Here is a 23625-nt window from a genome sequence, read left to right as displayed (position 1 = left end):
TAACGATACAGTGGGATTCCGTATTGTTTAAAGTTTACTATTATCTGTTTTAATGAGATCTTTCAATTCATCTAGAAACACACTAATATCCTTAAACTGTCGATAAACAGAAGCAAAGCGCACATATGCAACTTCATCTACATCCGCTAATAAATCCATAACTTTCTCACCGACATCTTTACTATCCACTTCCGAAAACCCTGAATTTCTTAAGTCTCGTTCTATATCTAATGCAATCGATTCAATTTTTTCAAGTGGTACTGGCCTTTTTTCACATGCTCTAATTAATCCTCTTACCAATTTTTCCCTAGAGAATTCTTGTCTTGTTCCATCTTTTTTCACAACAATTAATGGTGGTTGTTCTATTCGTTCAAACGTTGTGAAGCGGAATCCACACTCTTCACATTCCCTCCGCCTACGAATAGACCTTCCTTCATCTGTTGGACGGGAATCAAAAACCTTTGTATTTTTATCTTGGCAATTGGGACATCTCATTTCATTCAACCCCATTCATCGATTACACCAAATTAGTGATTATTTGAAATTAATGGTAATTCCTTAGACATTTGATTATACAGTTTTTGAATCAATTTTGTGCTAAACCCAAAATCAAATGGAAATGCTGATTCTGCAGTTACTGAAAAATCAATTGCTGTTTGAAATGGTCTAACCATAATCACTGTAATAACAATAAATGCCTTTTTACCACGCTTTGTAATGACGCTCATTTCTCCTCTTTCATTAGAAATAGAAGTAATCTCAAAGTCAGTATTATTTTTAAAGTAATTTTCTAATGCCAAGAGCGCTTTATCCTTTGATGTTTTATAATATTTCGTTTGCAATGTATCGTCTCTATGGTTTTCACTTGTTTCTGCATGATTATTTAAATACTTTAATACCAAATTTTTTATAGACATCTTTTACACCCCGGAGACTATTTAATAAGTTATATTGTAACATGTTTCGATAAAATCCTCTATATGTGGATAACAACAAAAGAACGATTGGCTGTTTAACGGAGCAAATACATTTTATATTAAGCTATATTCTATGGGTTGTTGATTGTACCAAGATGAAGCTGTGACGTAAAATATCATAAGCACAGCGAAAGAACCCTCACAAAAGCATTACTTTTTCTGCAAAATCACATTATCTTTCCCAAAAAAGTTTCTTAATAATTTTATACATTCGTTACTTGGATAAATAGAGTATTCGTTTGCTAGAAGGTAGGTTTGTTTCGAACTTTCTTGATGAACGAAAATCACTGTACTACCTGGGTACGAATCAGCTATTTGTTTAATGTTCTCGATTGCTCCGCTCGTCTTGTCACGTGTAACCTTTATAAACAGACGCTGATTCGATATAGGCTCTAGTTTCCCTTCTTCAAAGGGTTCTATTTCATCTAAAACCCATTGGAGGCGATCATTTCTTAATTCCACTTTACCAGTAATTGTAATGATTTGTTCTTCTTTCATGAACCGATTCGTCTTCCGATATAAATCAGGGAAAATAACAGCATCCATATCACTTGTTTCATCACTAATTGTTAGAAATGCCATCGAATCACCACGTTTTGTCCGTATAACCTTCACCGACTCGATAACAACTACACTTTTTACATTCCGCTTACCAACCTGTCTACGAGCATGCTGTATCGTAATATATCCATTATTACGCAAAGCCTGGCGATGTTCTTTTAGTGGATGGCTAGAAACGTACATACCAAGTAGTTCCTTTTCATCTGCTAGTTTCTTCATTACAGTAAAATCTTCAATCTTAACATATTCTGCCTCTAGTTCAATCTGATCTGTAAAAAGACTAGATTGGTCATTAAACTCTTTAAATAGTTCAGCCTGGTCGATCGCCTGATCTATAGAAGCGAGTAGGCTTGCTCTATTCGTATATGTTTCATCGAACGCCCCTACCATGACCAGGTTTTCAATCGTATTTCTACCCACAAGTTTTCTATCAACACGCATGCAAAAATCAAATAAATTTTTAAAGCGTCGATCCTTTCTAGCATGAATAATTTCAGTAATTGCTTGATTTCCCATACCCTTAATTTGCCTTAGCCCCATGCGAATCTGGTTATTTTCCACCGAATAATTCCCAAAACTTTTATTAATAGAAGGAGCTAATAAGGCGATATTCGTTTCTTTGATTTCTTTTAAATATAGATTTAACTTCTCCTGTTGGTTTCGTGAAGAACTAAGTAATTCTGCGAAAAAGTTTGCAGGAAAATGCGCTTTTAAAAAACTGAGTTGATACGAAATTTTACTGTAGGCAACTGCATGACTACGCGGAAATCCGTAATTAGAAAATTTCACAATCCAACTAAAAATCTCTTCCGCTACAGCCTTCGTATACCCACTAGCAATACACCCATCTATAAATGCTTCCTGTTGAGCTTCCATGATATCTTGTTTTTTCTTACTCACTGCACGCCTTAAGATATCAGCTTGACCGAAAGTAAATCCTGCAATTCGATGAGCAATTTGCATGATCTGTTCCTGATAGACTAGCACCCCATACGTATCTTCTAAAATAGCTTTAATATCTGGATGCAAATACGTAACCTTCTCTTGTTTATGTTTCCTAGCTATATAGGTAGGAATGAAATCCATTGGACCTGGCCTGTATAGTGCGTTTACGGCAACAATGTCTTCAAATGCTGTTGGTTTCAACTGAGTGAGTACGTTTTTCATCCCTTGGGATTCTAACTGGAATACACCATTTGTTAGACCGTTCCTTAACATGTCATACGTTTTCTCATCTTCCTCTGGAATCGTATCAAGACTTACCTGCTTCTTCGTCGTATAATTAATCGAACGGATTATCTTTTCTAATAAGGACAAATTCCGTAGCCCAAGAAAATCCATTTTCAACAATCCCAATGATTCCAAGTCATTCATTGTAAATTGCGTTAAATGCGTATCATTCACGCCGCGTGTAAGCGGAACATGTTCGATTAACGGCTTCTCACTAATAACAACACCTGCTGCATGTGTAGAGATATGCCTCGGGATACCCTCTAGCTTGATAGCAATCGCAAATAACACTTTCAGTTTTTGTGACTGCTTGACGTATTCACTTAAATCCTTTGAATCTTGTAATATATCTGCGAGGCTTTTCTTAGATTGTAATGGGATTTGCTTTAAAATAAAAAATGCATCCTGCTGATCCACATCCATTGTCTTTATTAGTTCCCGTATAAGTGAACGGGCAGCAAATGTACCAAAGGTAATAATCTGTGCTACATGATTATCTCCGTACTTCTCTCTCACATAGTCAATTACTTCATCTCTTCTTATATCCGAAAAGTCAACATCAATATCTGGCATCGTCCTGCGCTCGGGATTTAAGAAACGTTCGAATAGTAAATGATATTTGATCGGATCCACATCGGTTATTCCGAGCACATAAGCTACGAGTGACCCAGCTGACGAACCCCTACCTGGTCCGACTAATATATTTTGCTCTTTCGCATATCGAATAAAATCTGCAACGATTAAGAAGTAATCACTAAACCCCATGGCAGAAATGACCCGAAGCTCATATTCTAGCCGTTCTAATATCGTCGGTGTAAGATTGTCGTACTTTTGATTGATATTTTCTTTACATTGCTTCTCTAAGTAGGTATTAGCATCCATTCCATCTGGCACTGGGAAAGAAGGTAATAAGCGTTTCGTGAAGTCGAAGGTTACATTACACATCGCTTTAATGACTTCCGTTTCCTCGAGTACTTCCGGCCAAAACGCCCGAAAGCTCTGTTCCATTTCAAATGGTGAACGCAAATGTTTATTTCTAACGTCGGGACTTGACAGCTTCATTCCCCACTGCTCACCCTTATGCATTGCTTTTAGAAGATCATATGCGATATCATCCCTTTCATCTAAATAATGAACATCACAAATTGCGACAACAGGCATTTGATATGTTTCATGAAAAGCTTTTAGTGCCTCACTTACGCTTTCTTGTCCATGGTCATCCTGAATACCAATATAAAAGGCATCAGTCTCAAAGCCTTGCTTCCATTCATGAATATAAGACAATACCTCATCATGCTGGGAATTAATTAATAACGCCGCTAAAGTTTCATTTGTTGCAGGTAAGATACAAATGAGATCACTAGCATAATAATGTAACGTTTCAAGATTTATTTTGTCTTGCTGATCCATTTGAATCGCTGTCGTGAGCCTAACTAGGTTTTGATAACCTTTGTTGGTTTTTGCTAACAAAATTACCTCATTCAACACTTCATCTATTTCAACTTGAACAATCATTCCAATGATTGGCTTGATTCCATGCTTGATACAGGCTTTATAAAAAGGCACAGCACCATAGAGAACATGTTCATCCGTCAGTGCAAGGGCACCGTACCCAAGTTCCTTTGCCTTACCTACTAACTTTTCAATTGTGATGGTACTGTCCATCAGGCTATAGCCGCTTCGAACCATTAAGTGTGTATAACCCATATTTCATCCCGCCTTCATTCTTCTATACCTATTATAACAATTAATACAGAACATGCATACGGTTATGTATGTTATCTAATCATAACTTGTCCGTCTCCTTCATAAAATGTAAAGAACCTTCCTTAAGGAGGAGGCATATAATGGAAGAACGTTTTTTTGAGTCATTTATCCAATGTTTCTTTATCGCGTTTGGGGTTATTGTTGGTGGATCCTTTATTGGGAGTATTGGGGCCTTTCTAGTTGGTGATGCACCACTCACATCCATTGCTCGCATTGCAAGAAGCCTGCAAATTTGGGCAATTGTCGCTGCAATTGGTGGTACCTTTGATGCAATTGAAAATATTCAAAGAGGTCTATCTGATGGAACGACGTTGGACATCGTAAAACAAGCATTACTTATATTATCAGCAATGGGTGGCGTAAAAACTGCGATGTTACTAATAGATTGGTTTATACAGGAGGATATTTCTTAATGCATATCCCTCCCTATCATAAAAAACCATCCTGGCAGTTATTTATTGTTGGTGCAGCTTTTGGTGCAATTATTTCTTATTTTGTACTTATTTATATGTATGGGTCTATGTACGAAGCGCTCATGGAGGAAAACTTAGAATTACAATCTGAAAATAATGATTTGAATACCCAAAACGAGGCCCTCTTAGCAGACAATGAAAATTTAAATGAAGAAACGAATAAAGAGCCCACCGTTGAATCCATTGAAGTAGAAATTGTTAACGGCGAGAAGTTGAAATTAGACCGCTTGATCATGCACGAACTGCAAGAAATGATAAAAGAAGAAATAAATCATTTAATTGGTGAAGATATTAGTATTATCGCCAAAAGTGACTTCCTATTAGAACGAGCCATCGAAAATAAAGGGTTTACGATTGAAGATTTCACGTATTACTTTGATATTCGAAAACTGAAACTAATATCAAGTACATTAGAGCTTACATTAGATGCGAAATTAACAAATTAATCGTTTAGAGGAATTACTTTTATAAAATATTCTGTGAACATTTAATGAAAGATACTTATAATGTGTAGAGCCGTGCCAAATGTTGGTATATAATAATCTAAGAAAGAATTTATTTAAAATAAAAAAGGAGTGAGGGGTATGATTATCAATACAATTCGCTTACGTGATGAGAAGATAGCAAATCTTAAACTAGGACGTAACGCTTATGCAGAATCACCAGAGCTCATTCGCTTAATTAAACGAGATATAGAGAGACAACATTTACAAGTTTTTTTTGATCATACAGATACAGGATGCTGGTTCATCCCAGCCGACAACAGAAAAACGAGCTAAAAGAGATGACTTCCTATTTTGGAATCATCTCTTTTTTTGGCATGGCTTCTTACTGGTTCTTGCAATTGTTCTAAACTGCTTCAGTCTTGTCCATCGTACAACCTACACGCTTCTTCCAAATCCGCTGTAACTTGTTCTACTTCCTTCCAAGCATAAATTGTTGCACCCGAAGCAAGTGGGTGCCCTCCACCATTATGTTTTTCCGCAACTTTGTTTATGGCAGGTCCTTTTGAACGAATTCTTACTCGAATCTGATCTTCTTCTTCAATAAAGAAAGCCCATGCCTTTATCCCCTCGATGTCGCTAATCACATTAACTAATTGACTTGACTCCTTTGACGTGATACCATACTTAGCTAAAATCTCTTTCGTAATTTTAATAATACAAACTCCAGTTGAGAAAAGTTTAAATTCCTTTAGAATATAACCCTTCAACCTTGCAATATTGTCTTTTTCACGATACATCGCTGTATGTAAAGCAGATCGGTCAAAATTATATGTAACAATCTCTGAAGCATACTCAAATGTTTTCTTCGTTGTACTTGGATAAAGAAATCTGCCAGTATCACCAATAATTCCTGCATAAAGCAAACGAGCTACTTCTTCATTCATTGTTAAGCCTTCATCTTTCCCATTTAAATATAATTCAAAAATCATCTCACTCACAGAACTTGCAGATGGATCCTCCCAACGCAAATCACCGTATGTATCAACAACTGGATGATGATCAATTTTTACCAACTTCTCCCCAAGATGATAGCGCCCATCATCAATTCTGGGTGCATTCGCTGTATCACAGACGATAACAAGTGCATTGTTATAGACCTTATCATCAATCTGATCCATGGAAGTGAGGAAAGTTAAGCCAGGGTCTTCTTCGCCAACTGCATAAACATTCTTGTTCGGGAATGATGCCTTTATCATCTCCTTCAGTCCACCCTGTGACCCCAATGCATCCGGATCTGGTCTTACATGACGGTGGATGATAATGGTTTCGTATTCTTTAATTAATTGAATAATTTCATTCGTAGGCAACTGCAATTCTCCTCTACAATGATAGTCTAGTAATTATTTCTAGCAATAATATCAAAAAAAAGATACAATTAAAGTGACACTACATAATTAGGAGCGATTACATGGTCATATTTCCAATATTAATTGTTATCTCCATTATTTTATATGTATATTATAAAGTTGCTATCCTGAAGAGTAAAGACGGATTAACACAACACTATTTCAATGCAAGATCACGTATATGTCTTGGAAGCTTCGTCCTTCTTTTTGGAATTAACCAATATTTGTTTTATTTAACAACTATCTCACTTTTCATCGGTATTATTTTCTTATTGCTTGGCGGATATCAAGCATACGATGGATTCAAAGAAGTAAAACATTATCGCAAAGAATGGAGAAGACTACATCCAAACGGGTAAATAAAAAAGCTAGCTGTATTAAGGGAGAAAATACGTATAGATGTATTTAAGGGTGGAAATCACAATACGATTCCCACCCTTTTTTCATTGCGTATTCATGGTGAATGTTTATTTTATCTATTACAATTATTCTGATTTCTACTAAGTTTATCCACTATAAACACTCTCACACGTTCCAGCTGCAGGTTCATAGAAACAATGTAATTTAAATTGACCACTAAAAGGTTGCCCATACCATGTTGGAGGACACGGAGCATATGGATTAAAATACCAAAGAGCAAATTTTGCTGGGTGTTCTCTCCAAAAGTCCAAGTTCTGTCTTGCTAATCTTCTCTCCGATTCTCTTGATCTTTGATAAAAAACATTCCCTTTTTGAACAGCTTCAAATGAGTAATTTCCCCCTTGTATTTGATAAATAACATCATTTATTGTTCGCACTTCTGTAAAATCGGAGCAATCTGCTACAGCTCGGTTAACAATTACATTTCCAACGTACAGCATCCCTTGTACTCCTTCACCTTCCGCTTCCGCTCTCATCAACCTTGCCATTAGGTCAACGTCTGCACTGTTGTAAGCTACTCTTGCCATTTTATACACCCCCAACATATAGTATGAAGGAAAGCCCCGTTTCATGTCGTTCAATAAAAAAATAGCAGTCCAATTACGATGCTAATTGAACTGCAAACCCACTAAACGCGTTATTCAGCTTTCTTATCTGTGAATCAATTGTGCCATGATCAATCCTTTACCAACAATCACTTTATCATGGTATATTTCTACATCAATTTTTGCATAAAGGCGCCCAGCATCTAGTAACTTTGGTTTTATGATAAGTTTACTTTCAATCTGAACAGGTTTATTGAAATATACCGTCAAGTTTTCAATCGTTATATCTGCTTTTTTCTTTTGTTGCATTAATCTAGAACTTGCTTCTGTTATGAGTGCCGTAAATACCCCATTGGATAACGTACCTAATTGATTCGTCATTTGTGGAATAACTTCCGTTTGAAAAACTAACTCACCTTCATTCGATGTTTCTATGTTGCTAGAAACGATATCATCAATTGTTTCTCCGACCTGAGGTTGACGTTGAATTTGTTGTAGAGCTTTCAGAACATCTTGTCTTGAAACAACACCCTGTAGACGATGCGACTCATCTACAACAGGAACCAGTTCAATCCCTTGCCAAACCATCGTATGGGAGACCGATGCAAGCGATGTTTTCGATTGGACAACTTGTGGCTTTTTACTCATTACCTTATCAATGAGTAACTCACTATCTTTTCCAACAATATCTTTCGATGAGACCATACCAATAACCCGCATTTTCTCATCTACTACAGGGAATCTTGTGTGAGATGAATGCTTATTTAATTCATACCATGTGCCAATTGGCTCCTTTGATTTGAGATATGCTGTATTTTCAATTGGCGTCGCAATATCACCAACAAAAACAATCTCTTTTTTAATTAATTGATCATAGATTGCTCGATTAATCATTGCTGCTACTGTAAATGTATCATAGCTTGTCGATATAATTGGTAGTTCCTTTTCATCTGCAAGCTCTTTAATATGATCTTTTGTATCAAAGCCACCTGTAATCAATACAGCAGCACCTTCTTTTAATGCCAACTCATGTGCCTCTGTTCGATTACCCACAATAAGCAGGGAACCCGCTTCAGTGTAGCGCATCATCGCATCAAGCTGCATCGCTCCAATGACAAATTTACTCAATGTTTTATATAAACCGTCTCGTCCACCTAAGACTTGTCCATCAATAATATTGACAACTTCAGCAAATGTCAGCCGTTCGAAGTTTTCTTTTTTCTTTTTTTCAATACGAATCGTACCCACACGTTCTATTGTACTTACTAACCCTTGATTTTCCGCCTCTTTAATCGCTCTATATGCAGTGCCGTCACTAACATTTAGTTCTTTCGCAATTTGACGCACCGAAATTTTATGGCCTACATCAAGTGAAATAATATGTTGGATAATCTGTTCGTGCTTTGTTGCCATTAACTCCACCAGCTTTCAACTGTACTATACCTATATTTATTAAATATTATACAGTTGAAAGTGAATAAACTCAATGTTAATCGTATTGTCTCGTTCTTAACTCTTCCTGTTCCATAACTGGCGGTCGTGAAATTTGCAAAAGTGTTGCAAAATTTGACCCAACAACTAGTAAGAAAAACAATAACCAAGAACCCCAAAACATTAGCTCCAAATTTGATGATGCATTAGGAATCATCGGCCAGGCGATGTATAGGAAAAAAGCTGCTAGTAGTAAGCGTAGGATGGTGTAGTGGCGCATGGGTGGTGCCTCCCTTCTTTTTGTATTAGTTTATGTGGGAGTGGTGGATTTCAGAAGTGATACTTTGGGGAGAATTTGTCCAACTTAAAGTAAAAAATGCCACAATGTGCTCGTTCATTACATTGTGGCACTATTATTAATTATAAAGTCAGTTTTATCTTCACTATCTTCTCTATATCAAGGTCTGTAACTTCAGCAATTAATTCTACAGGTTATCACATCTTCAACATACCATGTACTAGTCTTAATTATTTTTATGTGTTTCAGATCGCTCTATAAGTTTCGGCGGATTAATATGAGTGATCCTCGTTTCCGACTGTTCTAAATCAGAGTATGTTCCAATGATATCTGGATTATATATGACTTGGAGTCGTGAGTTACTTCCAATATTTTTCTCACCATGATAGTTAATATCCAATTCTCTTCTAAATAAACCAAACTCCAAATCTTGTGTAACTCGACCACGAATTCCATTTAAGACAATTCGCCTAGCTGATATTCCCCCTTCAATTTTCATGTTTGACCATATGCCCTCCATTTCAAAAACGCTATCCGAATAAAAATATCCACGAATTGTACTCGGCTCATTCTCAAAAACACTGTTATAAAGTATATTAATTTCCCCATTAGCAAAAATAATTAAAGTTCCTATAGTTCCATCTGAAAATTCCTTGCCATTAATTATCGAATTGTAAACTTCCACGTCACCGCCTACAAAGATTAGCGCATTGAAATCGGCTTCAACACCGGTAATCACAAGATCTCCTTCTACATAGATTGGTCCATCAATTTCAATCGAATCATAGTCTTCAGGGTCATTTGAACTCTCCATATTACCAAGGGTTAAATCCCCGCCTACATACATTCCAGTTTCAATAGTGACGTCTGAGTTATTTATGTTTAAATTTCCATCCGTTGCAAATTCGCCAAACCTGTTATTGCCGACCATATTAAAATTACCTTCCGTCACATTCTCATAACATGGTTGAAACCATAAAAAACCACATCCATAATCGGATACTTTTTTGTTAAAGTATCCAAATGTTTTTCTACCAGCCATTTGGATGTTTTGGAAGGTACGGTTTGAACCCGAATTTATCGCATTTACTCCTGCATCATTTATACGATACTTTGATTGTGTTATCTTACCTGCAATATCTATATTTTCCTGCTTTGTGGACCGATACATCATTTCTTGATTACCGATAAAAGCTTCACTTAAATTGTTATTATCTATCTGTTTATATTGAGCAGATGAAAAATTTCCGCTATTAATATGATTTTCATATGTTGGCTCATGATTAAAGGTATAAATTTTTCCATTTTCATTTAATACCAATCTCGAGGTATTTGAGCCACTGTCTGGTGCTGGAAGGATCATTGGTTTTACAGTAGGTATCCACTCATCGATAAACGCCTCGTCATTCATAAATAAACTTAGTAACCACGATAAGATTTCCCCTAACCAACCTAGATTTCCAAAGATATCTCTTAATAAATCACTAAATACCGACTCATTATCTTCTGACCAACGTGGATAATCAAAATAACCACGATCCGTCGTTATGATGTTTCCATCCACCTTCATATCCCCTTCAATTTGTACACCACCATGCAGAAAAAGATTCCCTTCTCCATTCATGTCGCATTCTCTACCCTGGCATTTCTTATTTGTTGCAATTGCATAATTCAATGCATCTGGAACGGCATTTGCAGTAAATGCATACGTAGAATAGCTTTCATTCACTCTCTCGGTAGTCTTTCCTATACTTTTAAATGTGATGGAAGCACCTAATTCCCCTTCCGTTTTACTTATATCCTCAATACATACTTGAAATTCCTCTTGGTTAGGTATTTGTAAATACTTATTTCTATGACATGCATACCTTTCTTCATATTGACTTAATAGTCCATTCTCGCCTATTATATCCGTCTCAAATTCATTAGTGGTGAGTCCTTCATTTCCTAGTAATTTCTGAATTTCTGATTGAATCCTATTTGTTGCATAAACGAATCCTTTTTCCGATAATTCCGTTGCTTGTATATCATCCGCACGAAAATCGTTTCTCGTAATGCCATTCATTGTAATCGTAAGAAGTGACGTTGCTATGACCATAAATAAAACACTAATAAGTACTGAAAGAAATAAAGTATATCCCTTCTCGTTTTTAGCTAAGTTCTTTAGCATGTAATCCATTCCTTAAAAGATAAATAATTGCTCCTTTATTAGTCATTCCATAAAAGGCGATTAAAATGTATGTTTCAAGAAAGGATTCCAATAAAAAAGGATTAGCAGAAAAGATAGATTCTTGTTTTCTGTTAATCTTTTTTTAAATTGATAGTTTAATCTTTTATTTCACTCAGTTGGACGGTCTATTAATTTTGGTTTTTTAAGATTTTTATTCGAACTATACCAGGCACTGCTCGGTATAGAAACTAGCTTGTATTTATCTAAATGCTTCTTTTCTACATTGCTCCTTACTTTCTATTCATTATTAGTAGGGCGATCAGTTAATCTTACTGGATCAACCTCATAAATCACAGTATCAGATTGAATTAACCTTGTATATGTTTCAACAAGATCATGATTATATCTTATGTTTAAGCGAGATTTCCTATCAATCTGATTTTGACCAAATGAACTTTCGTAATAGTCATAATCAGAGAAAAATTTAATAGGAGATAAGAAAGGAAATAGTCTTTGCAACAAACTTTTACTTTCAACCTTTTGCGCGGTATTAAAATAGTTTTCTTTTGCTCTACCTTTTATTGCATTCAAATAAATATTTCCAGCAGAAATACCTCCATCAATTTTAATATTAGAAGCTACTCCGTACATATTTATAGAGTTATTAGAGTGGAAAAATCCCCTTATGGTATTCGGTTCATCCTCATATACGCTATTGTCCACGAAATTTATTATTCCATCTGAAAAAACGATTAGTGAACCTTCCTTATTGTTTTCTAACTTTAAACCATTAATCTCTGAAAATTGAATATCAACATTTCCCTCTACATATATAACAGCATCTACATTCAATTTAGCGCCAATAATTTTTAAATCTCCTTTAACATAGATAGGTCCAGTTAATTTGATATTGTCATAGTTTTCAGGATCATTTAGTTCAAATATGTCATAGTCGAATGAAGTAATATTTGGGTTACCAATAATTAAATCACTACCAACATACATTCCATTTTCAATTGTTGTTTGAATTTCATTTTTCCGATCCCCAATTCCCAAAATCCAATAAAGAAACCATTCAAACGAACTCATGAAATCACTACCAATTATAAGATTAGAATATGTAGAGAATTGATTAAATTGATTTTTTCCTTTAAATGTTATAGCTTCATACTCGCATTTATTCCAAAAGAAAGGACGATAAACACAAGTATCATTATTTGCGAAAACTTTTAATTTACTACTTTCACCCTCTATAACTGAATTATTCAAAGTCTCATTTGCGCTATTTCTGTTATATTCTTGTTCATCTATCTTTCCTTCAATATCTATTGGATCAAAAATAGGACTTCGTGAGATTAATTCAGGAGAATAAGTAAAGGCATCACTTATTTCATCTTCATTAATTAACGTTGTATCGTTTACAATTTTGTTTCTATAATCATTTAAACGATTGTAAGAATAGATATTACTATTAGGATCAAGTACAAGCTTTGCTTTTTCTTCTCCAGAGTTATTGTATGGTAATATACTAGGTAGAATCGAATCAACCCAGTTATTACCACCTTCAAATGCATCAGCCTGATTAAATGTAATAAGGTCGCCGTCTACTTTTACATCCCCTTCTATATCTACACCACCTAATAAAGCCAGATTACCTCCACTAATTGATGAACATTCAGCTTCCTCTATACATCTATTTGCTGCTACTGCATAATTCAACACTTCTGGAACTGCTTGTGCTCCAAATTCAACTTCAGATTGAATTTCTTTTTGTTTTCCATCCACAATCCCGATACTTGTAATCAAAACATTTCTACCTAATTCATTATTATCGGCAGGGTTAGAATCAACACTTTCAATACATACTTTATATTTTCCTTTATCACCTTTAGGTACGTCAGACACGTTATTTGGAAAAAAATTATTGGAATCACATGAATACCTTTTTTCAAATTCATCTAACTCTTCTTTCAGTTCTCTAGGAAACTCTTTACCTGAGATTCCATTGCCAATTACTGAATTCTGAATTTCCTCATTTAAAATGTTTGTAAAATACTTTATCCCCTTCTCAGAGTAATCAACAGCCTGAATATCATCCTCACGACTATCATTCTTCGCAATCCCATTCATCGTCATCGTCACTAATGATGTAGCCATAATCATAAAAAGCAACCCAATTAACACCGCAAGGAATAATGTGTAGCCTTTTTCATTATTAAATAGACTTTTCATCATTCCTCACTCCCAATATCATTTATTAATCTTATACCACTTTCCGTTTCGAGTTTTTCAGAAATTTCATGTTCCAGAACGAGTGTAATTTCATAGTATTCAAGACCGAACTCTTCAGATGGTAGTATCTTAGTTTCTTCTGAAATACTGATTTTACTATTATTTAGTGAAATTTCCCTATCCCCAATAATTACATTCTGATCATCAAATCCAATTTGTGCACCATTATTCAACATTATGTATTTGTTAGTTGAATCCTCTCTATTGACTTCACTTATTTTTAAAGTATAAAGTTCATTTATCATCGATGCCATAATATAATCAGCTTCATCACGTAGTTCTGCTTCTACTTTTACCCGTTCATATGTATTTAATCCAGCATTTAGTAGGGAATATACAACTATTCCAATGATTGATGCGATTGTAACAGCTGCTAATAATTCTACTAACGTTACACCATGTTCATTCTTCCAGCTGATTCGAATCATAGCTAACATACCCTTCAAGTTGGTGTGTAATGTTTTCATCCTCTAAAACAACGATTACTGTAACATCAATTAAATTATAGTTAAATTCCTCACCAGTCTGACTTACTTCGACTGTTACACTATATATTTTGTCATTAACTTTCACACAAAAGGGATTCTCTGAATCTTCCGCATCACTTTGATCACATTCACCAGTAGCATTAGAAAAGGTTTCTGTGTCATCTATAACGTCAGTAGGTAATGCAAAATAATCCGTTGGCTGAATCTTTACCCTCTCCAACGTCGCCTTCCCCAAATTAATTGCCACAAGCCGGTCATTATTAGAAACTGCTGCTTGATTCGTGAAAATAATTAAGTTGTAAGAACCAACAAGAATAACCGAAATGATTGTTAATGATGCAAGTACTTCAACGAGTGTAAAGCCTTGTTCATTATTAAACCATGCATTATTTCTTCTCATCTCGGTTACTCCCCCTTATATATTTTGTTATTCCTCGTAATAAAATGTCGTAATGCTTACATCCGAATAAATCGACTCATCAGGTTCTTCGGTAAATAATAGTTCACTCTCAGCAGGTTTTTGAAAGTCCAAACTACTTACCATCATCATTCGTTCTTGTTTTTCAACTTCTTGGATGAAGGTTTGGAAATGTTCATAATCTGGTGATGTAACACTCATGTTTAAGGTAATCACATGTAAATCTTCAGGTTTTGCTTCCATATCGATAACAGATTCTGGTGCTTCTTCCGTTGTTTCAATATCCACTTCAAGTTCTTCTACATTATTTTGTTCAGCTGTTTCCTCTGTGTCTGTTGTTTCTTCCTCTTCTATCGTACGCTGGGGAACAGATCCATCATAAGAAAAGCTAATGTTATCAAACCGACTATCACTGATTATCTCAATTTCTTCAAGTGTTAAAATAAGATTTTCAAGCTCTGGATCAAGTGGCATCTTTTTCGCAAGCTTGATATTTTCTATACTTTCTTCTCCAACATCAGGATTCTCATTGTTATCAATTTGTATCTCAAGAATTTTCACTTCGTTTTCTAACTGCATTCGTTCATTCTCATTTGCTTTTAAGTCTTTTGTTACTGGTTGAAAAAACAAAAAATATACAACTAGTAATAGTACAACTAACAACCCTAATAATAGAAAGAAGGCTTTTTTATTCTCTTGAAAAAGATTATTCAACAGTTTCAGCCCCCTCTATTAAATATGCTTGATCCACGATGATCGAATAGCTCACATTGTATCGTGGGATAATGTCATACATTTCTTCTATATCTACTTCTTCTGCTGGTTGCCCATACGATAATTCGAAGGTGCTTATTTGATTCACTTGTACATCTCGAACATATTCAGATTCATTAAGCTCTGCAACATATAAAGCAGCATCACCCATCTGTTCAAATTGCGTTTCGACATTTACGGATTGATAATTAAAGGTATAATTGCTTAAATACCCATTCGTAGGTAGTAACAATAATAGTTCATCAATAAAGTGGGATGTTGGTACAATATGATGTTCTGCATATGTAACGGCATCTTCTAGTGTAGCTGTTTCTTCCACTGTCGTTTCTGTATTTAAACGTACTTCTAAAAGTGTCTTTTCTTGATTTAATTGTTCTACCTGGGTTTCTGTATCCTCCAACGTACCTTTCGTTGTAAAATAAAAATAGACGACTACAGCAAACAAGCTTAAACAAATAAAGGTGCCGATGATAAATAATATGTATAATAATGAACTTTCCCTTTCGTATTTCGGTAGTAGATTAATATCAGGAAGCATCTTTTGCTCCTCCTTTTAGTGCCAAGCCTAATGCAGGAATAAACTCACTTCTAACTTCTTTATCTTTTTCTTTGGTTGTATAACCTCTTAACAGTTTTACAGGAATATCAAGTTGCTGATTAACTTTTTCATAAAATTGTTTTACTAGTGGATGATCGCCTAATATAAGGATTTCATTTACCATTTGATCACCCTTTTTAATGGAAAATCGGTAAAAGTTCATAATTCGCTCAAGCTCCAGCAACTGATCCTCTACAATCCCCATTTGCTGTGTTTCATCTTCAACATATTCCCAATTAATTTCCTCTATTTCATTGTCAACATGCCATCCCTTAAGCTCAACATCAAGTTTTTGATAACGCATGAATTCCAATTGTTCGTCATAAAATATACTTAAGTTTAGTGCTGTTACGTTTAGCTGTACGACCATATAGACCTTTTCTGGACTCAATTCATATAGAAAATCGATAAAGCGATAGATTCCCAATGCTTCAACATCGGCAACAATTGGCTTTAAGCCAGCATCCACTAATACATCAGTATATTTCACCATATCTTCCTCAGGTGCTGCAAAAAGGGTACCAGTTCTTACTTCACTTTGTTTTTCGAAATTATTCTCATCAGAAATTTCAGCAGCTGTTGATAGATAATGCACATCAAATACAGGTTCCTTGAATGGCAGATGAATACTTTTACCTATTTCATATTGAAAATGTTCTTTTATATCTTTCTCTTTCAGATTTGCTGGAAATTCAACTTCACGCATAATAACCAGTGAATTCGGTACGTAAAATCGTACATATCGATTTTTAATTCCCAATTCCTTCACCAAATCTCGCAAAAACTCAAAAAAGCCAATTTCGTCGGTAATTTTACCGTTTTCAATTAAGCCAAGTGGAAGTGCTTTCTCTTTTAATAAACGAATTGCAGAAATTACTTGGCCTGCATTTTCAATGACGCGAATTACGTAATCTTCAATTACCATATTGATAATTCTTTTCGGTTTCCCTAACATTGTGTTGTCACCATCCTGTGTATGTAGGAGTTATGTAGTTAATTCCTTTCACCATTGCACCATAAATTTATGGTGCAATGGTGAAAAAAACAAATAAATTTTACTAACTAAACAATGAAAATATATGAAATTAAGATATTCTCGATGCAACCTAAATGCACCGAGAATATTATTAATATTACCCCTATAATACAGGGAATTGGTTAAGATGCATCAGTACCTGCACCGCATACTGCATCTCTTCCATCATTAATATCACTTTCTAATTCAGTCACTACCTCACAACTAGAATCACCACCAGTTATTGTAACCTTATAACCAGCACTGTCTTTAATAACGGTTCCAACATAACTATCTTCTGAGTCTCCTTCACCATCCCATGGATCAGTAATCCCTTCAATAGTATCTAATATAGCTTGTGTTCCAGAAAGTTCACCTGTAGTTACACCGTCTGAAGGAATATTCCCTTGAGTAGCTTCATACAATTTAGCGGCAGAAATTAGTTGCTGCGCATTAGCAACATGAGCATCTTTTTTAGTATTATCAATCACATTCCCAATCGAAACAAACGCAATCCCACCAATAATACCCAAAACAACAACAACTGCTAGTAATTCAACAAGCGTTAATCCTCGCTCATCTTCTTTTAGTCTTCTTAACCAATTTTTAATCATTTTTTTGCCTCCTGAATTTTTTTATAATGGAAAAACAAATTCATAATAGCAATACCGTAACTTTGTCTTTCCTCACCTCCTTAAAAGTCACTTTTCATTAAAATTGCTCGTACATTGAAAACATCGGTACCATAATCGCCATGACTATTAATCCGACAACTCCAGTTAAAATCACAATCATAAGTGGCTCAATTAGGGATTTTAACGTGTCGACCGAGCGATCGACATCTTCCTCATAGAAATCAGCAACTTTACCAAGCATATAATCAAGTTGCCCGGTTTGTTCACCAATTGCAGTCATTTGTGAAACGAGTGGTGGGAAAATCCAGCTTCTTTCCAGTGGCTCTGACAAGGCTTTCCCCTGTTCCAAGCTATCCCGTGATTGTAAAATAACTTTCCCAATGACTGGATTCCCAACGACTTTGTCCACAATCGTGAGCGACTGTAAGATTGGTACGGAACTAGCAAATAATGATGCTAATGTTCTTGTCATTCTAGCAATTGCCGATTTTTGTAGTAATTTTCCAAACACTGGAACTTTAAATAAAACCATATGTGTATAGTAATTAAATTGCTTATTATTTTTATATAAATACATGAACACGACAACGACAATCGCTACAATAAGAATTCCTAACCACCATGATTCCCGAACAAAATCACTCATCGTCATAACCATGACTGTAATTGCTGGCAATTCTCCACCCATATCGGCAAAGGTGGATGTTATACTCGGAACAATCGATACCATCATAAAGATAACAACCGCAGTTATAACAATTAGTAAAACAACTGGATAAGCCATTGTTGACTGGATTTTCTTCCTAAGATTATTTTGTTTCTCAAAATAGCCAGCTAGCCTGTCCAGTGTTTCATCAATGCTCCCTGACATTTCCCCCGCTCGTACCATGTTGACAAATAGTGGAGGAAATACTTTTGGATGTTTCTCTGTTGCATCAGAGAAGGAATGTCCTTCTTTTACGTCATTTTCTACAAGGTACAGCACTTTTTTTAATCCTTTACTTTCCGTTTGTGCTGCTAAAATGTTTGTAGCTTTAACAATCGAGATTCCTGCACGAATTAAGGTTGCGAACTGCCTACAGTAAATGACAAAATCCTCATTTTTAACTTTATCCCCACCAATAGAAATATCTCTGTTAAAGATAGTTGCTTTCGTTTCTTCAATCTCACGCGGCCTAATTCCTTTTTCCCTGAGTTCAACAATTGCTTGTGAGCGGGAGACACTTTCAATTGTGCCTTTTTTCATATTTCCTCTTCGTGTTCGACCTGTATATTTATATACTGGCATTAAGCATCACCTTCACCAGTTAAAAAGTTTCTTGCATAATCAGCTTTTATCATTCCGCGATTCAACAGTTCTCGCACAGACATTTCCAGCGTATGCATCCCGGAAGCACGACTCGTTTGCAAAATATTGTTGATTTGGTCGACTTTCTCATTGCGAATCAAGTTTGCAACAGACGGAAGATTGATCAGTATTTCTGTTGCAGCAATTCTTCCTGTTCGATCAGCTGTTGGCATGAGACGTTGTGAAATGATTCCTGAAAGTACAGATGCGAGCTGAATACGAATCTGTCCCTGCTGATGCGGTGGAAATACATCAATAATCCGATTAATCGTTTGTGCGGCACTATTTGTATGCAAGGTTGCGAGTACAAGGTGTCCGGTTTCTGCAGCTGTAATCGCTGTTGAAATTGTTTCATGGTCACGCATTTCTCCGACAAGAATAATATCCGGGTCCTGTCTTAACGCAGCTCTAAGCCCATTTGCAAAACTTTTCGTATCTGTTCCTACTTCCCTTTGGTTAACGATTGATTTTCTATGTTTGTGTACATACTCAATTGGGTCTTCCAGGGTAATAATATGTTTTGCATCATGATGATTAATATAATTTATCATTGCAGCAAGTGTCGTTGATTTCCCTGACCCCGTTGGACCAGTAACAAGAATAAGTCCCTGAGGCTTCTTCGCTAAATCCTCTAAAATCATTGGCATTCTTAACTGTTCAATGGTCGGAATTTCCTTTGGAATAACACGTGCTACAATACCGATTTGCTGTTTTTGATGATAGGCATTAACACGGAAACGGGAGATTTTCTCCAAGTAATAGGAAAAGTCATGTTCTCCAACTTCGATGAAACGACCCCAATCATATTTCGGGATTAATTGTTCCGCCATTTCTTCTGTGTCTAGTTTTGTAAGGGCCTCATTTCCCTCAGGCACAAGCCTTCCATTAATACGTAAAATGGGAGGAGAATTTACAGTAAGATGCAAATCAGAGGCACCCATTGTATATGCTTTTCTTAATAGTTGGTCGATGTCATATGCCACCTAATTCCCCTCCTAATCAATTGTAGCAACACGCATCACTTCTTCTGTTGTCGTTAAGCCCTGGGACACTTTTAATAACCCGTCTTGGAGCAGGGATAACATTCCAGATTCACGGGCATAGCGATTAATTTCCCCACGCTTCGTTTCACTCATAATAAACCCACGAATTTCCTGATCAATCGGAAGAACTTCATGAACAGCAATTCGCCCGCGATATCCCGTCATTCCGCAGCTCGGACAACCTCTTCCTCGCTCGATCGCGTCAATTTCAATACCAGCATTTGTAAAAATTCCTTTTTCTCTTTCTGTTGGCTGTACTGTTTCTGCACAGTCACGACAAACTTTTCGCACTAATCGTTGTGCAACAACCCCATTTAATGATGAAGAAATCAGGAACGGTTCAACACCCATATCAAGGAGCCTCGATATAGCAGCAACAGCACTATTCGTATGTAGTGTGCTTAATACAAGATGACCAGTTAATGAAGCTCGCACAGCAATTTGTGCCGTTTCAAAGTCACGAATTTCACCAATCATAATAATGTCTGGATCTTGACGTAAAATCGAACGCAACCCACTTGCAAACGTCATCCCTACTTCTTCTCTTACTTGCACTTGATTAATACCAAATAACTGATACTCGACTGGGTCTTCAACGGTAATGATATTAACCTCTTCGTTATTTAATTGATTTAGTGATGCATATAATGTAGATGATTTCCCAGAACCCGTTGGTCCAGTAATGAGTACAATGCCGTTCGGTTTTTCAATCATCGCTTTGAATTTCATTTGATTATCATTTGTAAATCCAAGCTTTTTTATGTCATTTAATGCATTCCCTAAATCAAGGATGCGCATAACGATCTTTTCACCATGTACTGCAGGCAATGTAGAAAGTCTAATATCAACAGGTTTATGATTAACCTCCATCTTAATCCTTCCGTCTTGTGGAACACGATTTTCGGTAATGTTCAAGTTACCCATAATCTTAATACGAGCAATAAGCACGTTCTGCATATACTTAGGAAGTTCTCGTTCTGTTCTTAAAACACCATCGACCCTGTACCTTACTCTAAGTTCCGCTTCCTGTGGATCAAAATGAATATCACTTGCTCTAAGTGCCACAGCGTTCGTAATAATTTGATTGACTAACCGAACAATTGGGGAATCTTCATCCGTTATTCCTAAATCCTCGATATTCTCATCAGGTGTAAAATCACCCATCACTTCTTCAATCGACTCTTGCAAGTCATAATACTTCGTGATTGTTCGATATAGTGAATCTTTTGTTGCAATACCAGGTACAATTTGGAACCCGGTAGCCATTCGTAGTTCTTCCATTGCGAAATAATCCATTGGATCTGCCATGGCAACGAATAATTTATTATCATCAATACGAATTGGCATTAAATTATAGCGTTTGGCTAAGTCTTTCGGTACGAGCTGTACGATGTCTTGATCGATGGAATACTGAAATAAATTAACATGGGGAATCCCTAGCTGGAACTCCAGTACTTCGATAAGTTGTTGTTCGGTTATATACCCTTCCCTTAACAACGCATCACCTAGCTTTTCCTCTGTTGCTTTCGTAGCAAGCGTTTGGGATAATTGCTCATTCGTAAGTAATCCTGCATCAACAAGCAAATCACCAAGCCGTTTTCTAGCCATTACTTCAGCACCTCTTCCTCTGTATCGACCTCATCTTCATTTAGTTCGCTGGATAACTTCTTCAATAATTCCTCCAGGGAATAACCTGATTTTCCATCTTCTTCGGATTCAGGAGTTGTACCGTCTGCCATATTGCTCAACATATAAAGGAATAGAACGTCACATAAATCAGCGACTTGGTCTTCCTCATTTGTATCCTCCTGGTTTTCATTTGTTTCTTCACTGTTGTTATCTTCTGCATTATTCTTCATGATGCAATGCAATAGGAGTTCAGAAGTATTCATCTTATTTTCTTCAGATGCTTCATCATCTGTTGTTTCCGTGCCATTTAGTAGCCCATTCAAATCAAGACCACTCGTATTTTCAGGGATTTCTAATCCTTCCAGCTCCGAATCAAGCATGTCATTTAACTCAGGTTGCATGCCTTCTTTTGTAGACACAAGTATGATTTCTGGTGTTGGAGGATAAAAATCTCGGCTCACCAATTCTTGTTCGGAACTACCATCCTCATGTGTTGATATACGGTACACTTCAATTTGTAACCCGCTCTCACCACTTTGAATCAATTCTTCTGCCCCCAACGGAAGATCAGGGCTATAACGATAAATTGTTTTTGGTTCAATTTCTACTTCATTTTCTGTCACATAACGATACGTTCTTGGTGTAGGAACAGATTCTATTGTCATTAATAGGTCATTCTCAATCAGTTCAGCAGTAATTGTAAAAGGTTGGTCGTTTGGGTTATAAATAAGGAAGTCTTTGCTTTCCCCTTCATTTATTTCTACTTCGATACCAGCTTCCGTGTAGCCAGGGATATCACCTTGCGAAAATCGTTCAATAATTTCTAAGTTTGTCTGTAAAACTAAAGCATAGAGGGCACTTGCTACAAAACTTCTTTCCGCATTTGAATTGGCCATTCCATCCAAAAGTTTTACCGATTCTAAAAAGGAAAACGAGCTATTTGCTGGCATTACGTAGCCATTTAGCTCTTCAGCAAGATGTCCCGTTACTGCATTTGAAATATCTGGAAGGGGTAAGCGGACCTCTGCCAACTCTTCTTGTTCTACGGTTTGGTTTTCTAAATAAGTGATTTCCACACTTTCTTCTCCAAGATTGCTAGCTATCGTCGAAACACTTGAAAGGGTATTTTCCACATCAATATGCTCAGGCCAATCCAACACATCCATTTCTTTCACATTAACAATAAAAGGAATTTGCACATTTTTCTTTTTCAAGAAAAAGGAAGACCATGACCGCTTCGTTTTTTCATTTAAAGATGCAAGTGAAGCCTCAATATCAAATTCAAAAATAGTTCGTGGTATTTCAAAGATTTCATGTTCACTTTCTGCTATCAATGCTTCGCCAGCTAACCAGTTAGCCACTTGCTCTTGCAGTAACATTTTTGCTTCATCATTGGATAAATCCTCAAGTAAAACACCCCCAATTGATGAACCTTGTGACACTGCGCCAGCAGCTTCCACAACTAAGCCACGAGAAAGTCCAATAATGATTAGGCATATAATAATAAGAATAGAAAATTTCTTGAGTAATCTCATGATGGACCCCACCTTCAACTATCATTATTCCGCAAAAGATATGTATTATTTATTTGGGTCGATATTCAATATATCGAACGCAATTATCTAATCAGCCAAATAAAAAACCTCTCAAAAAATGCATGC

Annotated in this window: 23 protein-coding genes; 4 read left to right on the top strand and 19 right to left on the bottom strand. The window is 36.1% G+C overall.

Going from position 1 to position 23625, the window contains the following annotated elements; translation table 11 throughout:
* Window positions 1-27: 27 nt before the first annotated feature.
* The 3 genes from nrdR to dnaE form a co-directional block, all read right to left on the bottom strand.
* Window positions 28-495: a transcriptional regulator NrdR gene (gene nrdR, locus D8M05_RS12585; protein ID WP_121132337.1), complete on the bottom strand. Its 468-nt coding sequence runs from the start codon at window positions 493-495 to the stop codon at window positions 28-30.
* A gap of 32 nt (window positions 496-527) precedes the next feature.
* The gene (locus tag D8M05_RS12580) at window positions 528-917 is read right to left on the bottom strand and encodes a cytosolic protein (RefSeq protein WP_183072792.1); all 390 of its coding nucleotides are present in this window, start codon (window positions 915-917) and stop codon (window positions 528-530) included.
* Window positions 918-1127: 210 nt separating this feature from the next.
* Window positions 1128-4475: a DNA polymerase III subunit alpha gene (gene dnaE / locus D8M05_RS12575; protein WP_121132317.1), complete on the bottom strand. Its 3348-nt coding sequence runs from the start codon at window positions 4473-4475 to the stop codon at window positions 1128-1130.
* Between the two features lie 140 nt (window positions 4476-4615).
* On the opposite strand from dnaE, the gene ytrH reads away from it, so the two are divergent.
* From ytrH to D8M05_RS12560, 3 genes are all read left to right on the top strand, one after another.
* A complete protein-coding gene (gene ytrH / locus D8M05_RS12570; protein ID WP_121132315.1) occupies window positions 4616-4948 on the top strand; it encodes a sporulation membrane protein YtrH in 333 nt (110 codons plus the stop codon).
* A complete protein-coding gene (gene ytrI / locus D8M05_RS12565; protein ID WP_121132312.1) occupies window positions 4948-5454 on the top strand; it encodes a sporulation membrane protein YtrI in 507 nt (168 codons plus the stop codon). Before ytrH ends, ytrI begins: the two co-directional genes overlap by 1 nt.
* Window positions 5455-5592: 138 nt before the next feature.
* On the top strand, window positions 5593-5787 hold the full coding sequence (locus D8M05_RS12560; RefSeq protein ID WP_121132310.1) for a YtzJ family protein: 195 nt from the start codon (window positions 5593-5595) through the stop codon (window positions 5785-5787).
* A gap of 80 nt (window positions 5788-5867) precedes the next feature.
* Here D8M05_RS12560 and D8M05_RS12555 read toward each other — a convergent pair whose 3' ends face one another.
* Entirely contained in the window at window positions 5868-6821 is a 954-nt protein-coding gene (locus tag D8M05_RS12555; RefSeq protein WP_121132308.1) for a DHH family phosphoesterase, read from the bottom strand.
* A 101-nt stretch (window positions 6822-6922) separates the two neighbouring features.
* Here D8M05_RS12555 and D8M05_RS12550 point away from each other — a divergent pair, with 101 nt between their 5' ends.
* Window positions 6923-7219 carry a YtpI family protein gene (locus tag D8M05_RS12550; RefSeq protein ID WP_121132306.1) on the top strand — a complete coding sequence of 99 codons (297 nt, stop codon included), beginning with the start codon at window positions 6923-6925 and terminating at the stop codon, window positions 7217-7219.
* 147 nt (window positions 7220-7366) lie between these two features.
* Here the strand turns inward: D8M05_RS12550 and D8M05_RS12545 are convergent, their stop codons facing one another.
* From D8M05_RS12545 to D8M05_RS12475, 15 genes are all read right to left on the bottom strand, one after another.
* Entirely contained in the window at window positions 7367-7807 is a 441-nt protein-coding gene (locus D8M05_RS12545; protein ID WP_121132304.1) for a cell wall hydrolase, read from the bottom strand.
* A 123-nt stretch (window positions 7808-7930) separates the two neighbouring features.
* Entirely contained in the window at window positions 7931-9238 is a 1308-nt protein-coding gene (locus D8M05_RS12540; protein WP_121132302.1) for a DRTGG domain-containing protein, read from the bottom strand.
* 76 nt (window positions 9239-9314) lie between these two features.
* Window positions 9315-9536 (bottom strand): hypothetical protein, encoded by a 222-nt coding sequence (locus tag D8M05_RS12535; RefSeq protein ID WP_121132300.1) that lies wholly within the window; start codon window positions 9534-9536, stop codon window positions 9315-9317.
* A gap of 244 nt (window positions 9537-9780) precedes the next feature.
* Window positions 9781-11724: a hypothetical protein gene (locus D8M05_RS12530; protein WP_121132298.1), complete on the bottom strand. Its 1944-nt coding sequence runs from the start codon at window positions 11722-11724 to the stop codon at window positions 9781-9783.
* Window positions 11725-12021: 297 nt separating this feature from the next.
* Window positions 12022-13959 carry a hypothetical protein gene (locus D8M05_RS12525; protein ID WP_183072791.1) on the bottom strand — a complete coding sequence of 646 codons (1938 nt, stop codon included), beginning with the start codon at window positions 13957-13959 and terminating at the stop codon, window positions 12022-12024.
* Window positions 13956-14444, bottom strand: a complete 489-nt coding sequence (locus D8M05_RS12520; protein ID WP_183072790.1) for a PulJ/GspJ family protein — start codon at window positions 14442-14444, stop codon at window positions 13956-13958. Before D8M05_RS12520 ends, D8M05_RS12525 begins: the two co-directional genes overlap by 4 nt.
* On the bottom strand, window positions 14419-14904 hold the full coding sequence (locus D8M05_RS12515; protein WP_121132293.1) for a type IV pilus modification PilV family protein: 486 nt from the start codon (window positions 14902-14904) through the stop codon (window positions 14419-14421). Before D8M05_RS12515 ends, D8M05_RS12520 begins: the two co-directional genes overlap by 26 nt.
* Window positions 14905-14931: 27 nt before the next feature.
* Complete coding sequence (locus tag D8M05_RS12510; RefSeq protein ID WP_121132291.1) at window positions 14932-15636, bottom strand: hypothetical protein; 705 nt, start codon at window positions 15634-15636, stop codon at window positions 14932-14934.
* Window positions 15629-16234, bottom strand: a complete 606-nt coding sequence (locus D8M05_RS12505) for a hypothetical protein (protein WP_121132289.1) — start codon at window positions 16232-16234, stop codon at window positions 15629-15631. The genes D8M05_RS12510 and D8M05_RS12505 overlap by 8 nt, the downstream gene beginning before the upstream one ends.
* Entirely contained in the window at window positions 16224-17249 is a 1026-nt protein-coding gene (gene pilM / locus D8M05_RS12500; RefSeq protein ID WP_121132287.1) for a type IV pilus biogenesis protein PilM, read from the bottom strand. The genes D8M05_RS12505 and pilM overlap by 11 nt, the downstream gene beginning before the upstream one ends.
* 203 nt (window positions 17250-17452) lie before the next feature.
* A complete protein-coding gene (locus D8M05_RS12495) occupies window positions 17453-17923 on the bottom strand; it encodes a type II secretion system protein (protein WP_121132285.1) in 471 nt (156 codons plus the stop codon).
* A 97-nt stretch (window positions 17924-18020) separates the two neighbouring features.
* On the bottom strand, window positions 18021-19232 hold the full coding sequence (locus tag D8M05_RS12490; RefSeq protein WP_121132283.1) for a type II secretion system F family protein: 1212 nt from the start codon (window positions 19230-19232) through the stop codon (window positions 18021-18023).
* Complete coding sequence (locus tag D8M05_RS12485; protein WP_121132281.1) at window positions 19232-20275, bottom strand: type IV pilus twitching motility protein PilT; 1044 nt, start codon at window positions 20273-20275, stop codon at window positions 19232-19234. The genes D8M05_RS12490 and D8M05_RS12485 overlap by 1 nt, the downstream gene beginning before the upstream one ends.
* Window positions 20276-20287: 12 nt before the next feature.
* Entirely contained in the window at window positions 20288-21943 is a 1656-nt protein-coding gene (locus D8M05_RS12480; RefSeq protein WP_121132279.1) for a GspE/PulE family protein, read from the bottom strand.
* Complete coding sequence (locus tag D8M05_RS12475) at window positions 21943-23499, bottom strand: G5 domain-containing protein (protein WP_121132278.1); 1557 nt, start codon at window positions 23497-23499, stop codon at window positions 21943-21945. Before D8M05_RS12475 ends, D8M05_RS12480 begins: the two co-directional genes overlap by 1 nt.
* Window positions 23500-23625 lie beyond the last annotated feature (126 nt).

Origin of the sequence: Oceanobacillus bengalensis, assembly GCF_003628445.1 — a bacterium.
In the GTDB taxonomy this organism is placed as follows: domain Bacteria; phylum Bacillota; class Bacilli; order Bacillales; family Amphibacillaceae; genus Oceanobacillus; species Oceanobacillus bengalensis.
Note: the sequence above shows the minus strand (reverse complement) of the source record. Positions and strands in the feature narration are given on the sequence as shown.

Coding starts and splice junctions, on each gene's coding strand:
- nrdR (WP_121132337.1), bottom strand. CDS start 495: ATGAGATGTCCCAATTGCCAAGATAAAAATACAAAGGTTTTTGATTCC.
- D8M05_RS12580 (WP_183072792.1), bottom strand. CDS start 917: ATGTCTATAAAAAATTTGGTATTAAAGTATTTAAATAATCATGCAGAA.
- dnaE (WP_121132317.1), bottom strand. CDS start 4,475: ATGGGTTATACACACTTAATGGTTCGAAGCGGCTATAGCCTGATGGAC.
- ytrH (WP_121132315.1), top strand. CDS start 4,616: ATGGAAGAACGTTTTTTTGAGTCATTTATCCAATGTTTCTTTATCGCG.
- ytrI (WP_121132312.1), top strand. CDS start 4,948: ATGCATATCCCTCCCTATCATAAAAAACCATCCTGGCAGTTATTTATT.
- D8M05_RS12560 (WP_121132310.1), top strand. CDS start 5,593: ATGATTATCAATACAATTCGCTTACGTGATGAGAAGATAGCAAATCTT.
- D8M05_RS12550 (WP_121132306.1), top strand. CDS start 6,923: ATGGTCATATTTCCAATATTAATTGTTATCTCCATTATTTTATATGTA.
- D8M05_RS12545 (WP_121132304.1), bottom strand. CDS start 7,807: ATGGCAAGAGTAGCTTACAACAGTGCAGACGTTGACCTAATGGCAAGG.
- D8M05_RS12540 (WP_121132302.1), bottom strand. CDS start 9,238: ATGGCAACAAAGCACGAACAGATTATCCAACATATTATTTCACTTGAT.
- D8M05_RS12535 (WP_121132300.1), bottom strand. CDS start 9,536: ATGCGCCACTACACCATCCTACGCTTACTACTAGCAGCTTTTTTCCTA.
- D8M05_RS12530 (WP_121132298.1), bottom strand. CDS start 11,724: ATGCTAAAGAACTTAGCTAAAAACGAGAAGGGATATACTTTATTTCTT.
- D8M05_RS12525 (WP_183072791.1), bottom strand. CDS start 13,959: ATGATGAAAAGTCTATTTAATAATGAAAAAGGCTACACATTATTCCTT.
- D8M05_RS12520 (WP_183072790.1), bottom strand. CDS start 14,444: ATGATTCGAATCAGCTGGAAGAATGAACATGGTGTAACGTTAGTAGAA.
- D8M05_RS12515 (WP_121132293.1), bottom strand. CDS start 14,904: ATGAGAAGAAATAATGCATGGTTTAATAATGAACAAGGCTTTACACTC.
- D8M05_RS12505 (WP_121132289.1), bottom strand. CDS start 16,234: ATGCTTCCTGATATTAATCTACTACCGAAATACGAAAGGGAAAGTTCA.
- pilM (WP_121132287.1), bottom strand. CDS start 17,249: ATGTTAGGGAAACCGAAAAGAATTATCAATATGGTAATTGAAGATTAC.
- D8M05_RS12495 (WP_121132285.1), bottom strand. CDS start 17,923: ATGATTAAAAATTGGTTAAGAAGACTAAAAGAAGATGAGCGAGGATTA.
- D8M05_RS12490 (WP_121132283.1), bottom strand. CDS start 19,232: ATGCCAGTATATAAATATACAGGTCGAACACGAAGAGGAAATATGAAA.
- D8M05_RS12480 (WP_121132279.1), bottom strand. CDS start 21,943: ATGGCTAGAAAACGGCTTGGTGATTTGCTTGTTGATGCAGGATTACTT.
- D8M05_RS12475 (WP_121132278.1), bottom strand. CDS start 23,499: ATGAGATTACTCAAGAAATTTTCTATTCTTATTATTATATGCCTAATC.